This window comes from uncultured Microbacterium sp. (genome assembly GCF_963524805.1).
Lineage (GTDB): Bacteria > Actinomycetota > Actinomycetes > Actinomycetales > Microbacteriaceae > Microbacterium.
This window is the reverse complement of record NZ_CAURGG010000001.1, coordinates 780,686-794,575: the sequence shown is the minus strand read 5'-3', so window position 1 is coordinate 794,575 and position 13,890 is coordinate 780,686. Positions and strand designations below refer to the sequence as shown.

The 13,890-nt window shown below is 70.2% G+C and carries 12 protein-coding genes; all 12 read left to right on the top strand.

Features of this window, described 5'->3' with window-relative positions:
- Nucleotides 1-6: 6 nt before the first annotated feature.
- Nucleotides 7-906 carry a glutamate ABC transporter substrate-binding protein gene (locus RWQ91_RS03885; protein WP_314502708.1) on the top strand — a complete coding sequence of 300 codons (900 nt, stop codon included), beginning with the start codon at nt 7-9 and terminating at the stop codon, nt 904-906.
- 78 nt (nt 907-984) lie between these two features.
- Nucleotides 985-1,632: an amino acid ABC transporter permease gene (locus tag RWQ91_RS03880; RefSeq protein ID WP_314502706.1), complete on the top strand. Its 648-nt coding sequence runs from the start codon at nt 985-987 to the stop codon at nt 1,630-1,632.
- Nucleotides 1,629-2,513, top strand: a complete 885-nt coding sequence (locus tag RWQ91_RS03875; protein ID WP_314502705.1) for an ABC transporter permease subunit — start codon at nt 1,629-1,631, stop codon at nt 2,511-2,513. The genes RWQ91_RS03880 and RWQ91_RS03875 overlap by 4 nt, the downstream gene beginning before the upstream one ends.
- A gap of 52 nt (nt 2,514-2,565) precedes the next feature.
- Nucleotides 2,566-3,621, top strand: a complete 1,056-nt coding sequence (pheS, locus tag RWQ91_RS03870) for a phenylalanine--tRNA ligase subunit alpha (RefSeq protein WP_314502704.1) — start codon at nt 2,566-2,568, stop codon at nt 3,619-3,621.
- Nucleotides 3,621-6,149 (top strand): phenylalanine--tRNA ligase subunit beta, encoded by a 2,529-nt coding sequence (gene pheT / locus RWQ91_RS03865; protein ID WP_314502702.1) that lies wholly within the window; start codon nt 3,621-3,623, stop codon nt 6,147-6,149. The genes pheS and pheT overlap by 1 nt, the downstream gene beginning before the upstream one ends.
- Before the next feature lie 75 nt (nt 6,150-6,224).
- Entirely contained in the window at nt 6,225-7,205 is a 981-nt protein-coding gene (locus RWQ91_RS03860; protein WP_314502701.1) for an NAD-dependent epimerase/dehydratase family protein, read from the top strand.
- A 237-nt stretch (nt 7,206-7,442) separates the two neighbouring features.
- A complete protein-coding gene (locus RWQ91_RS03855) occupies nt 7,443-8,567 on the top strand; it encodes an Asd/ArgC dimerization domain-containing protein (RefSeq protein ID WP_314502699.1) in 1,125 nt (374 codons plus the stop codon).
- Nucleotides 8,564-9,721: a bifunctional glutamate N-acetyltransferase/amino-acid acetyltransferase ArgJ gene (gene argJ, locus RWQ91_RS03850; RefSeq protein WP_314502698.1), complete on the top strand. Its 1,158-nt coding sequence runs from the start codon at nt 8,564-8,566 to the stop codon at nt 9,719-9,721. Before RWQ91_RS03855 ends, argJ begins: the two co-directional genes overlap by 4 nt.
- A 31-nt stretch (nt 9,722-9,752) precedes the next feature.
- Nucleotides 9,753-10,658 (top strand): acetylglutamate kinase, encoded by a 906-nt coding sequence (gene argB, locus RWQ91_RS03845; RefSeq protein ID WP_314502697.1) that lies wholly within the window; start codon nt 9,753-9,755, stop codon nt 10,656-10,658.
- A complete protein-coding gene (locus RWQ91_RS03840; protein WP_314502696.1) occupies nt 10,655-11,860 on the top strand; it encodes an acetylornithine transaminase in 1,206 nt (401 codons plus the stop codon). The genes argB and RWQ91_RS03840 overlap by 4 nt, the downstream gene beginning before the upstream one ends.
- Nucleotides 11,857-12,780, top strand: coding sequence for an ornithine carbamoyltransferase (gene argF / locus RWQ91_RS03835; RefSeq protein WP_314502695.1), 924 nt, complete (start codon nt 11,857-11,859; stop codon nt 12,778-12,780). Before RWQ91_RS03840 ends, argF begins: the two co-directional genes overlap by 4 nt.
- A complete protein-coding gene (locus tag RWQ91_RS03830) occupies nt 12,759-13,886 on the top strand; it encodes a heparan-alpha-glucosaminide N-acetyltransferase domain-containing protein (RefSeq protein ID WP_314502694.1) in 1,128 nt (375 codons plus the stop codon). Before argF ends, RWQ91_RS03830 begins: the two co-directional genes overlap by 22 nt.
- Nucleotides 13,887-13,890 lie beyond the last annotated feature (4 nt).

Sequence of the window (13,890 nt, the reverse complement as noted above, 5' to 3'; positions counted from 1 at the left end):
GATGCAATGCGCAAACCACGAATCCTGGCCGGCATCGGCCTCGCCGCGGCCGCCCTGCTGGCCCTGACCGGATGCAACAGCGGCACGCCGGGCGCCGCCGATCCCACCGAAGCGACCACCGAGGAGGACGGCGCCTGGTTCGAAGTGGCTACGGACGTCTCGCTCGAAGGAAGCCCGACGTTCGACACGATCACGGAGAACGGCAAAGTCCGCGTCGGCGTGAAAGAGGATCAGCCCGGACTGGGCTACCTCGATCAGGCCACCGGTGAGCGCACCGGCTTCGACGTCGACATCGCCCGGTGGATCGCCGCGTCGCTCGGCTACGACGAGGAGGACATCGAGTTCACCGCGATCCCGTCGGCCAACCGCGAGCAGGCGCTGGTGAACGGCGACATCGACTACTACGTCGGCACCTACTCCATCACCGACAAGCGCAAGGAGCAGATCGACTTCGCCGGCCCGTACTTCATCACCGGTCAGGGTCTGCTGGTCGCTGCCGACAACGAGGACATCACCGGCGTCGACACGCTCGAGGGCACCACCGTGTGCTCCGCGACCGGGTCGACCTCGATCCAGCGCATCAAGGACGAGCACCCCGAAGCGGCCACCGTCGAATTCGACACGTACTCGCAGTGCGTCGAGCAGCTCAAGTCCGGCCAGGTGGACGCGATCACCACCGACCAGGCGATCCTCATCGGCTATGCCGCTCAGGACCCCGACAACCTCAAGGTCGTCGGAGACACCTTCAGCGAAGAGCGCTACGGCGTCGGCATCCAGAAGGGCGACACCGCGTTCGTCGACTTCGTGAACGAGATGTTCACCGATGGCGGCGACATCTGGACGGCCATCTTCGAGAAGAACCTCGGCGCCTCGGGCATCGAGGTCGAGCAGCCGACCGTCGACTGATCCGAGGGTGGCGGCATCCCCTCGCGGATGCCGCCACCCCGCAGTCCCTCCCCGACGACGAACAAGGAGCACCCGCGCGTGAACGTGATCACCGATTACCCGGATCTGTGGGTGGAGGCGCTCGTGGGCACGCTCGTGCTGTTCGTCGGCGGCGGCGTGATCGCGATCGTGCTCGGGCTGATCATCGGCGCCATGCGCGTCTCACCCATCCCCATCGCACGCACCGTGGGCACCGTGTACGTCAACACGATCCGCAACACCCCGCTCACGCTGATCTTCTTCTTCTTCGCCTTCGGCATCCCGCTGCTGGTCGATTTCCGGGTGAACTTCCTGGTGCTCGCGGTGTGGGCCCTGGGCATCTACACCGCCACCTACGTCGCCGAGACGATCCGCTCGGGCATCAACACGGTTCCCGTAGGGCAGGCTGAGGCCGCTCGAGCGCTCGGACTGACGTTCGGTCAGGTGATGGGAACCGTCGTGCTGCCCCAGGCCGCCCGCTCGGTGATCCCGCCCATGATGAGCGTCTTCATCGCCCTGCTCAAGAACACGACGGTCGCCGCCGGCTTCTCGGTGGTCAACCTCGGCAACATCCGCGCCGAGATGAGCGAGAACGGTGAGAACCAGCTCGTCGTCCTGCTGTGGGTGATGGTGGTCTTCGTGGTGCTGGTCCTGCTGCTGGCCGCCCTGCAACGTGCCCTGGAGAAGAAGTGGAGGGTCGCGCGATGACTTCCGTGCTCTACGACGTCCCCGGTCCCCGCGCGATCGCGCGCAACCGCGTCCTCGGCGCCGTGACCGTGCTGGTGGTCCTCGCGATCCTCGGCTTCGTCATCTGGCGGTTCGCCGTCACGGGGCAGTTCTCGGCTTCGAAGTGGTCCGCGTTCACCTACACGCGCGTGTGGGAGCAGTTCGGCCTCGCCACGCTGCGCACCCTCGCGGCGTTCGCCTCTGCCGCCGTCGGCGCGCTCGTGCTCGGATTCATCCTGGCGATCGGCCGCCTGTCCGACCACCGGTGGGTGCGCATCCCCGTGACCGCGGTCATCGAGGTCTTCCGCGCGGTTCCGGTGCTGGTGCTGATGCTCCTGCTGTACTACGGGCTCCCCGTGATCGGCATCAAGATGGGCGCCTACTTCGCGGTGGTCATCGCTCTGATCGTCTACAACGGGTCCGTCCTGGCAGAGGTCATCCGTGCCGGCGTCGAGTCGCTTCCGCGCGGTCAGGGTGAGGCCGGATACGCGATCGGCTTGAGCAAGAGCGGCGTCATGCGCCTGGTTCTGCTTCCGCAGGCGATCCGTGCCATGCTCCCGGTGATCATCGCCCAGCTGGTCGTGACGCTGAAGGACACCGCGCTCGGGTTCATCATCACCTACCCGGAGCTGCTCAAGTACGCCAAGGACCTCGGCTCTTCCGCGACTCTGGACTCCCCGCTGATCCAGGCCGCGATCGTGGCCGGTGCCATCTACATCTCGCTGTGCCTGCTGCTGTCGTGGGTGGCGAGCATCGTGGAGAAGCGCCTGCGCAGCTCGCCGCGGACCACGGTGGTCGTCGGTGCGACCGAAGCGCCGGCGACGGACACCGAGCTCATCGTCGCGCAGCGCGACGAGGGCTGACCCGTTCCGCAGCGGGAAGCGGCAGCATCCGCCGTCGGTAGACTCGTCTCTCGTGTCTGACTCACCCGAGAACGCCCCGTCTGCGATCACGCCGGAGGCGGTGGATGCCGCCGTCCAGGCAGCGCTCGACGCCATCGATGCCGCCGCCGACACCGCCGGCCTCAAGGCCGCGCGCGCCGCGCACACCGCAGAGGGATCGCCGCTGGCGAAGCTGAACGCTCGGCTGCGGGATGTCGCGCCGGAGCGCAAAGCCGAGTTCGGCAAGCTCGTCGGTCAGGCCCGGGCCCGGGTCAACCAGGCGCTCGCCGCCCGCGAGGAGCAGGTCGCGCTCGCCGAGACCGCCGCGCGGCTCGAGGCCGAGCGCATCGACGTCACGGCGCTCGCCTCCCGCGCACGCGTGGGGGCGCGGCATCCCATCTCGCTCCTGCAGGAGCAGGTCGCCGACATCTTCGTGGGCATGGGGTGGGAGATCGCCGAGGGGCCGGAGCTCGAGCACGAGTGGTACAACTTCGACGCGCTCAACTTCGACGTCGATCACCCCGCGCGCCAGATGCAGGACACGTTCTTCGTCGATCCGGTGGACCGCCACCTCGTGATGCGCACCCACACGAGCCCGGTGCAGGTGCGCTCCCTGCTCGAGCGCGATCTCCCGGTCTACGTGCTGTGCCCCGGTCGCGTCTACCGCACCGACGAATTCGATGCGACGCACCTGCCGGTGTTCACGCAGTTCGAAGGCCTCGTCGTGGACAAGGACATCACGATGGCGCACCTGAAGGGCACGCTCGACCACGCCGCCCGCGTGCTGTTCGGGCCCGAGGCCAAGACGCGATTCCGAGCGAATTACTTCCCCTTCACCGAGCCGTCCGCAGAGCTGGACCTGTGGCACCCCACCTTCGCGGGCGGCGCCCGCTGGATCGAGTGGGGCGGCTGCGGCATGATCAACGCGAACGTCCTGCGCGCGGCGGGCATCGACCCGGAGGAGTACTCCGGATTCGCGTTCGGCATGGGGATCGAGCGGACGCTGATGTTCCGCAGCGACGTGCAGGACATGCGCGACATGGCCGAGGGCGATGTGCGCTTCAGCGAGCAGTTCGGGATGGTGGTCTGATGCGCGTCCCGCTGTCGTGGTTGCGTGAGTACGTCGATGTGCCGGCGGATGCCGCTCCCGAGGACGTCCTGGCCGCGCTCGTGCGGGTCGGGTTCGAAGAGGAGGACGTGCACCGCTTCGAGCTGCAGGGCCCCATCGTCGTTGGCGAGGTGCTGGAGTTCGTCGAGGAGCCCCAGTCCAACGGCAAGACGATCCGGTGGTGCCAGGTGCAGGTCGCGCCGGAGGGCGAGACCGCGGCCGACGGCGGGCCGGCGGTGCACGGCATCGTGTGCGGCGCACGCAACTTCTTCGTCGGCGACAAGGTCGCCGTCACCCTGCCCGGCTCCGTGCTGCCCGGACCCTTCCCGATCGCCGCCCGCAAGACCTACGGGCATGTCTCGGACGGCATGATCGCCTCGGCCAAGGAGCTCGGCCTCGGCGAAGAGCACAGCGGCATCCTGCGGCTGGTGGAGCTGGGCATCGACGCGCCGGTCGGCACCGATGCGATCGCGCTGCTGGGCCTGAACGACGTCGCCGTCGAGATCAACGTCACCCCCGACCGCGGGTATGCGCTGTCGATCCGCGGAGTGGCGCGCGAGTACTCGCACGCCACCGGTGCGCACTTCCGCGATCCGGGCGTGCGGGAATGGGGTGAGGTCCAGCACACGAAGGACGCCTTCACCTCGGTCGTCGAGGACGCCGCCCCGATCCGCGGACGAATCGGTGCGTCCGAGTTCGTGACCCGGATCGTGCGGGACGTCGATCCGACGCGGCCAACGCCGTCGTGGATGGTCGCACGGCTCACGCTGGCCGGAATCCGCTCGCTCGGCATCCTGATCGACATCACGAACTACGTGATGCTCGAGCTCGGTCAGCCGCTGCACGGCTACGACCTCGACACGCTCACCGGCGGCATCACCGTGCGGCGCGCCGTCGCGGGTGAGAAGCTGCAGACCCTCGACGGCAGGCTGCGCGACCTCGACGTCGAAGACCTGCTGATCACCGACGAGTCCGGGCCGATCGGCCTGGCGGGCGTCATGGGCGGCGGCACGACCGAGATGACCGACACGACGCGCAACGTCCTGCTCGAGGCCGCGACGTTCGACCCGGTCACGATCGCCCGCACCGCGCGCCGGCACAAGCTCCCGTCCGAGGCATCCCGTCGGTTCGAGCGCGGCGTGGACCCGAACATCCCGTTCGTGGCCGCCCAGCGCGCGGTCGAGCTGATGGTCGCGTACGCGGGCGGCACCGACGACCGCGAAGGCGGTGCGCTGCTGACGCGGTATGAGTTCCCGGGCATCGAGCTGCCGTTCGGCTTCGTCGAGGGCCTGATCGGCGTGGACTACACCCGCGACGAGATCGTCGGCGCGCTGAAGATGATCGGCGGCGCCGGGCATGAGCGCGAGGGCGACTTCGTGGTCTTCCCGCCGTCCTGGCGGCCCGACCTGACGGACAAATGGACGCTCGCCGAAGAGGTCGCCCGCATCGAAGGGTACGACCGCATCCCGTCGGTGCTGCCCACCCCGCCGTCCGGCCGCGGGCTGACCCCTGCCCAGCAGGGCCGGCGCCGCGTCGCGAACGCGCTCGCCGCCGCGGGCTATGTCGAGACGCCGTCGTTCCCGTTCACCACGGACGAGCAGAACGATCTGCACGGCTCTGCGTCGGGCGGGCACCTGCCGAGCGTCAAGCTCGCGAATCCGCTCGACGGACAGTCTCCGTTCCTGCGCCGCAGCCTGATTCCGAACCTGATCCGGGTGGCGCATCGCAATGTGGCGCGGGGCTTCACCGATCTCGCGCTGTTCGAGTCCGGCACGGTCTTCCTGCCGCGGCCGGGTGTGACATACGGCACCGATGTCGTGCCGCCCTTGGCCGTGCGCCCGGATGCCGCGACGCTCGCCGCACTGGACGCCTCCATCCCTCCGCAGCGGCGCTTCGTCGCGGTGCTGCTCGCCGGCTCGATCGCGCCGAAGCAGCCTGGTTCCTCGGCTTCTCCGGCCGGGCTCTCGGATGCCCTCGACGCCGTGCGCACGATCGCCTCGGCGGCCGGCGTGACGGTCGAGGTCGCCCAGGGTGAGCGCGCTGCGCTGCATCCGGGCCGCACCGGGGTGCTCTCGGTCGGCTCGACCGAAGTCGGCTACGTGGGCGAGCTGCTGCCGGCCGTCGCCGAGGCGGCCGATCTTCCCGGGCGCGTGATCGTCGCCGAGCTCGACCTGGACCTCGTGCTCTCCTTGGCCGCGCCCAAGGTCGTCGCCGCGTCGCTGTCGGGCTATCCGGCCGCCACGCAGGACCTCTCGCTCGTGGTCGGTGCTGATGTGCCCGCCGCTGACGTGCGTGCGGCGCTCGTCGACGGAGCAGGCGCCCTGCTGGAGTCGGTCCGCCTCGTGGACGACTACCGGGGCGCGGGCGTGCCCGAGGGGGCGAAGAGCCTGACCTTCGCACTGCGCTTCCGCGCGCCCGACCGCACGCTGACGGCGGCGGAGGCCACCGACGCCAAGCTCGCGGGCGTCGTCGCGGCGGCGGAGCGGTACGGCGCGACCCTGCGCGAGTAGCGTTCGCGCCCCGCCGGATTCTGCCGGGGGCGGTGCGGGGTTCCCTCCGCTGTACCGGTCTGGTGGGATGGCGGAATGACGAACGTACTGATCCTCGGAGGAACGGGCTGGCTGAGCGCGCGGGTCGCCCGCGCGTGGATGGATGCCGGTGCCTCGGTCACCTGCCTGGCCCGGGGCGCTCGCCCGGCCCCGCAGGGAGCCGAACTGGTCGTCGCCGACCGCGCAGAGACGGGCGCCTACGACGCGGTCGCCGAGCGGGACTGGGACGAGATCGTTGAGATCTCGTCGATCCCCGAGCACGTCGCCGCCGCCGTCGGCGCGCTCGCCGGGCACACCCGCCACTGGACCTACGTCTCCTCGGTATCGGTGTACTCGAGGAGCGACGTGCCGGATGCCGACGAGAGCGCTCCGACCAGCGACCCCGCAGAGCCGGGAGACGAGTACGACTACTCCCGCGCCAAGGCGGCGGCCGAGGCATCCGTCCGCGCCGGGCTCGGCGATCGCGCCGCGATCGTGCGGCCGGGGCTGATCGTCGGCCCGGGCGACCCGACCGATCGCTTCGGATACTGGGTGGCGCGGTTCGCGCTGGCCGGCGGCGACGACGTGCTCGTGCCGGCCCGCGAGGGCCGCACGAGCCAGGTGATCGACGTCGATGACCTGACCGCGTTTCTCGTTCGTATCGGCGCCGAGGGCTGGACCGGCACGGCGAACGCCGTCGGCGACTCGATGCCTCTCGGAGAGGTCCTCTCCCTCGCGGCGGCGGCTGCGGGCCACACGGGAACCGTGGTGGAGGCCGATGACGACTGGCTGACCGGGCACGAGGTGCAGTACTGGATGGGCCCGCGCTCGCTGCCGCTGTGGCTGCCGCGTGACATGCCCGGCCATTCGACGCGCTCGCATGCCGCCTACCGCGCCGCCGGCGGCGGCATCCGCCCGATCGGCGAGACGCTCGCGCGGACGCTCGCCGACGAACGCGAGCGAGGACTCGACCGCGAGCGGCGCTCGGGGCTCACGCGTGCGGAGGAGCTGGCACTCCTGTCCGACCTCGGGTCGTGACACCACCGGGTGACCCGCTGCCGTCACCCGCCTGATTTGCGGGAGCAACGGCACTGCGGCTATCGTCGCCCCATGCCTTCGGCTGCGCTCTTCTCCGCCTCGCTCGTTCCGAGCGTCGCTTCCGCGCGCCGACGTCTGGCCGGCCGCCGACTCTAGGCGACGCTGCGCACCTCGGATCCGGGGAGCTGTGGGCGTCGCCGCGTGAAGCCCACGACCCCAGACTCTAAGGTGGAATCCATGACATATTCGGTCGCCGTCTCCGGCGCATCCGGCTATGCGGGCGGTGAGATCCTGCGGATCCTCGCCGCACATCCCGACGTCGAGATCCGCACAGTGACCGCGCATTCCAACGCGGGACAGCCTCTCATCCAGCATCAGCCGCATCTTCGCTCGCTCGCGCATCTGACCCTGCAGGACACCACGCCTGAGGTGCTGGCCGGGCACGACATCGTGTTCCTCGCGCTCCCGCACGGCCAGTCCGGGCAGTACACCGAGGCGCTGGCCGACACTGCGCTCGTCATCGACGCGGGCGCCGATCATCGTCTGGAATCGATCGCCGACTGGGACCGCTTCTACGGGGGCGACTTCCACGACCCGTGGACGTACGGCGTGCCCGAGCTGCCCGTCGGCGGCGCCAAGCAGCGTCAGCGCCTCGTGGGCGCGACGCGCATCGCGGCGCCGGGCTGCAACGCCAGCACCGTCAGCCTCAGCCTCGCACCGGGGGTGGCGGCCGGAGTCATCGATCCGTCCGACATCGTCTCGGTCCTCGCGGTCGGCCCCTCGGGTGCCGGCAAGAGCCTCAAGACGAATCTGCTGGCGAGCGAGATCCTGGGCAGTGCGAACCCGTATGCCGTCGGCGGCACGCACCGGCACATCCCCGAGATCCGCCAGGCGCTCGCCGCGGCGCGCGGGTCGGAGAGCAGCGGGGAGGTCGGAGGATCCGGCGCGGATGCTCCGACGCAGGGCCGGTCCTCCGACCGGGAGCACGCCGATGAGGGCATCCGGATCTCCTTCACCCCCGTGCTGGTCCCCATGTCGCGGGGCATCCTGGCAACCAGCACGGCGCCCATCGTCGACGGTGCGACGGATGCCGAGATCCGGGGTGCCTGGGAGGCGGCCTACGGCGACGAGCGGTTCGTGCACCTGCTGCCGGCGGGGGAGTTCCCCCGGACGGCGGACGTGCTCGGCGCCAACACTGCGCTGATGGGGCTGGCGATCGACCGTGCTGCGGGCCGGGTGGTCGTCGTCGCGGCGGTCGACAACCTCGTCAAGGGAACGGCCGGCGCCGCGATCCAGTCGATGAACATCGCTCTGGGCCTGCCCGAAGAACGCGCCCTCTCGGTGAACGGAATCGCCCCATGAGCGTCACCGCGCCCCTGGGCTTCGAGGCCGCCGGCGTCGCCGTCGGGCTCAAGTCCAGCGGCAGCCCCGACGTCGCCGTCGTGGTCAACCGGGGGCCGCTCAAGGTCGGCGCCGCCGTCTTCACCTCCAACCGTGCCAAGGCGAACCCGATCATCTGGTCGCAGCAGGCCGTGCAGGACGGCGTCGTCGAGGCGATCGTGCTCAACTCCGGCGGGGCGAACTGCTTCACCGGGTCATTCGGGTTCCAGACCACGCATCAGACCGCCGAGAAGGCCGGGCAGCTCCTCGGGGTGAGCGCCGGCGACGTTCTGATCTGCTCGACGGGGCTGATCGGCACGGGCGACGAGGCGTTCCGGGGGAAGGTGCTCGAGGGCACCGAGAAGGGGATCGCCCAGCTCTCCGCGGACGGCGGGGAGGCGGCATCCCTGGCCATCATGACGACCGACTCGAGGCCGAAGCGCTCCGTCGTGACGCGGAACGGCTGGAGCATCGGCGGCATGGCGAAGGGCGCCGGGATGCTGGCCCCTGGGCTCGCGACGATGCTCGTGGTGATCACGACCGATGCCGTCATCGACGCAGGGCAGGCCGACGCCGCGCTGCGCGACGCGACCCGCGTGTCCTTCGACCGCCTCGACTCCGACGGCTGCATGTCGACCAACGATCAGGTCACGCTCATGGCGAGCGGTGCCTCCGGCATTACTCCCGACTTCGCCGCGTTCGCCGGCGCGCTCGCGGACGTGTGCGCCGACCTCGCCCGCCAGCTGCAGGGCGACGCCGAGGGCGCGAGCCATGACATCACGATCGAAGTGGTGCACGCCGCATCCGAGGAGGATGCGGTCGAGGTCGGCCGCTCGGTGGCCCGCAACAACCTGTTCAAGGCCGCGATCTTCGGCAACGACCCCAACTGGGGTCGGGTGCTCGCTGCCATCGGCACGACCGCCGCCGAGTTCGACCCGTACGACGTCGACGTCTGGATGAACGGCGTGCGCGTGTGCAGTCAGGGCGGTCCGGACGCCTCGCGCGACGACGTCGACCTCGCGCCGCGCGCGACCCACCTGTTGATCGACCTCCGGGTCGGTGCGGCGACGGCCACGATCCTCACCAACGACCTCACGCACGACTACGTGCACGAGAACAGCGCCTACGCAACATGAAACCGGCACCCGACATGAAGCGGCCACTCGCATGAGCGACATCGACCTGCAGCAGACCGACCCTGCCGAGGCGAGCGACAAGGCGGCGACCCTCATCGAGTCGCTGCCGTGGCTGCAGCGCTTCAACGACCAGGTGGTCGTGATCAAGTACGGCGGCAACGCGATGGTCAGCGAACAGCTGCAGGACGCCTTCGCCGCGGACATCGCCTACCTGCGCTATGTCGGTGTCAAGCCGGTCGTGGTGCACGGCGGCGGCCCCCAGATCTCCTCGATGCTCGACCGGCTCGCGATCCCCAGCGAGTTCAAGGGCGGCTACCGCGTCACCAGTACCGAGGCGATCGGCGTCGTGCGGATGGTGCTCACCGGGCAGATCAACCCGCAGCTGGTCGCCAAGATCAATGCGCACGGTCCGCACGCGACCGGCCTGTCGGGCGAGGATGCCGGCCTGTTCGGCGGGCGGCGGCGCGGCGTCGTCATCGACGGCGTCCACCACGACCTCGGCCGCGTGGGCGATGTCGTCGCGGTGGATCCGAGGCAGGTGCTGGATCAGCTCGCGGCCGGCCGCATCCCGGTCGTCTCCAGCATCGCGCCGGACCTCGACCACCCGGGCAACTCGCTCAACGTGAACGCGGATGCCGCCGCCGCGGCTCTCGCGATCGCCCTGGGCGCGGCCAAGCTCGTCGTGCTGACCGACGTGCCGGGCCTGTACGCCGACTGGCCCAACCGTGACTCCCTCGTCTCGCACCTCACCGCCGCGGAGCTGCGGGAGATGCTGCCGAGCCTGGAATCGGGCATGATCCCGAAGATGCAGGCGTGCCTGGACGCGGTCGAGGGCGGGGTCCAGACGGCGGCGATCATCGACGGCCGCGTGCCGCACTCGGTGCTCGTGGAGATCTTCACCAGCAAGGGAATCGGAACGGAAGTGGTGCTCGGATGAGCTGGCAGGATGACGCAGGGCGCGACCTGGTTCGCAGCTTCGGACCGCGGATGGCGATGTTCGTCCGCGGCGAGGGAGCCTACCTCTGGGACGCGGACGGCCGCCGCTATCTCGACTTCCTCGCAGGGATCGCCGTGAACTCGCTCGGGCACGCGCACCCGGTGTTCGTCGAAGCGATCGCCGCTCAGGCCGCGACGCTGGCGCACGTGTCGAATTACTTCGCGACCCCGCCGCAGCTCGAGCTCGCCGCGCGACTCAAGCGCCTCGCGGGCACGGGGGAGAACGGCCGGGTGTACTTCGGCAACTCGGGCGCCGAGGCCAATGAGGCCGCGTTCAAGCTCGCGCGTCTGAACGGCGGTGCCGAACGGCCGCGCATCCTCGCGCTGACCGATGCGTTCCACGGGCGCACGATGGGCACGCTCGCCCTGACCGGCAAGCCGTACATGCAGGAGCCGTTCCTGCCGATGACGCCGGGGGTGGAGTTCATCGAGTCCACGATCGAGGCGCTCGAAGCGGCGCTCGACGATCGAGTGGCCGCCCTGTTCGTCGAGCCGATCAAGGGCGAGGCCGGCGTGATCGACCTGCCGGAGGGCTACCTGCAGACGGCTCGCGCCCTGACCGAGAGGCACGGTGCGCTGCTGATCATCGACGAGATCCAGACCGGTGCGGGCCGCACGGGGGAGTGGTTCGCGTTCCAGCATGCCGGCATCACGCCCGACGCCATCACCGTCGCCAAGGGCATCGGGGGCGGGTTCCCCATCGGGGCGCTCATCACGTTCGGTGACGCCAGCGAGCTGTTCTACCCGGGGACGCACGGCTCGACGTTCGGCGGCAACGCGCTCGGGACCGCGGTCTCCTCGGCCGTCCTCACCGAGATCGAAGACGAGGCCCTCGTCGAGAACGCCGCGGAGCGCGGCCGGCAGCTGCGCGCGCTGATCGGCGGAATCGACAGCGGACTGATCGCGGGATGCCGGGGCCAGGGCCTGCTGATCGGCGTCGCCCTGAGTCGGCCGGTCGCCAAGGCGATCGTCGCGGCGGCGCAGGAGCACGGGCTCATCATCAACGCGCCGAACGACGAGACGATCCGGCTGGTGCCGGCGCTGAACATCGGCGACGTCGAGATCGACGAGTTCGAGCGGCTGTTCACCGCGTCGCTGCGCACCGTCGAAGACGCCCTGGTGCTCGAGGAGGTCAGCGCGTGACGCGGCACCTGCTGCGGGACGACGATCTGAGTGCCGCGGAGCAGTCCGAGATCCTCGACCTCGCCGTCGCGCTGAAGAAGGACCGCTGGAAGCTGAAGCCGCTCGCCGGCCCTCAGACTGTCGCGGTCATCTTCGACAAGTCCTCGACCCGCACCCGCGTGTCGTTCGCAGTGGGCATCGCCGACCTCGGCGGGACCCCGCTCATCATCTCGACGGCCAACAGTCAGCTGGGCGGCAAGGAGACCCCGTCCGACACGGCGCGCGTGCTCGAGCGGCAGGTCGCCGCCATCGTCTGGCGCACCTACGCACAGGCCGGTCTCGAGGAGATGGCGAAGGGCACGACGGTGCCGGTCGTCAATGCGCTCAGCGATGACTTCCACCCATGCCAGCTGCTGGCCGACCTGCTCACGATCCAGGAGCACAAGGGCCGGCTGAGCGGACTGACACTCGCGTTCTTCGGGGACGGCCGGTCGAACATGGCGCACTCGTACATGCTCGCCGGCGTCACGGCGGGCATGCATGTGCGCGTGGCCTCACCGGAGTCCTACGCGCCGCGTGAGGATGTCGTGGCGGATGCCGACCGCCGGGCCACCGAGACCGGGGGCTCTCTCACCCTGTACACCGACGCGAACGAAGCGGCCGCGGGAGCCGATGTCATCGTCACCGACACGTGGGTCTCGATGGGCAAGGAGGAGGAGAAGCTCGCCCGACTGCGCGACCTGGGCGAGTACAAGGTCACGCGCGAGCTGATGAGTCTCGCCAAGCCCGACGCCATCTTCATCCACTGCCTGCCGGCCGACCGGGGCTACGAGGTCGAGGCAGAGGTCATCGACGGCCCGCAGAGCGTCGTGTGGGACGAGGCCGAGAACCGCCTGCACGCGCAGAAGGCGCTTCTGGTGTGGCTCCTCCGGCAGGAGTGAGCCCGGCTGCCGCGAACGGCAGGCTCGCCGACCGCTGGCGGCGGCTGAACGGCCCGCAGCGTATCGCCGGGGTCGACCTGGCACGCGGACTCGCCGTGATCGGGATGCTGGCGGCCCACCTGCTGTGGATCGAGGAGTTCGACTTCGCGGATGCCGCAACCTGGGTCGCCGTCGTCGAGGGACGCTCGTCCATCCTGTTCGCGACGCTCGCGGGGGTCTCGATCGGGCTCGTCACCGGCGGTCGGGCACCGCTGCCCGCGCCCGCGCTGCGGATCGCCCGGGGAAGACTCGCTGTGCGTGCCGGCGCTCTCTGGCTCATCGGAGTGTGGCTGATCGCGACCGGCGTGCCGGTGTACGTCATCCTGCCGGCCTACGCCGTCCTGTTCCTCCTCGCGCTGCCGTTCCTCAGGCTCGGCGCCCGCTCCCTGTTCCTGATCGCCGCCGCCGCGGCACTCGTCATGCCCTTCGTCCAGGTGCTCCTGGACGAACTTCCCGTGTGGGACACGACCGGCGGGCAGCTGCTGTCGGTCGCGACCGGGTGGCACTATCCCTTCCCCGTCTGGATCGCCTTCGTCCTCGGCGGGCTCGGCGTGGCCAGGGCGGGCATCACCCGCCTGCGGGTGCAGCTGGGTATCCTCAGCGCCGGCACGGCGCTCGCGCTGCTGGGCTACGGCCTGGACGGCGTGAGCGGCGGAGACGCGGCATCCGGGGTCGTGTCGTACGCGGCGGCCGTGTGGACGGCCGATCCGCACTCGAGCGGCGTGCTGGAGGTGATCGGCTCGGGCGGGTTCGCGCTCGCCGTGATCGGCGCGTGCCTGCTCGCCTGTCGCACCGTCGCGACCTGGGTGGTGCTGCCGCTGCGCGCCGTGGGGGCGATGCCGTTGACCGCGTACACCGCTCAGCTGCTGGTGTGGGCGATCGCGGCGGCCGCGGTGCTCGGCGACACCGGGAACCTGAGCGGATTCCGCGACCTGCAGCCGTTCTGGCCGATGACCGTGACGATCGTCCTCGCGTGCACGGCCTGGGCGCTGCTGGTCGGCCGCGGGCCGCTGGAGTGGGCGGTGGACCGCATCGCGCGGCTCATGGTGCGCCCGTCGATAGGCTGAACGG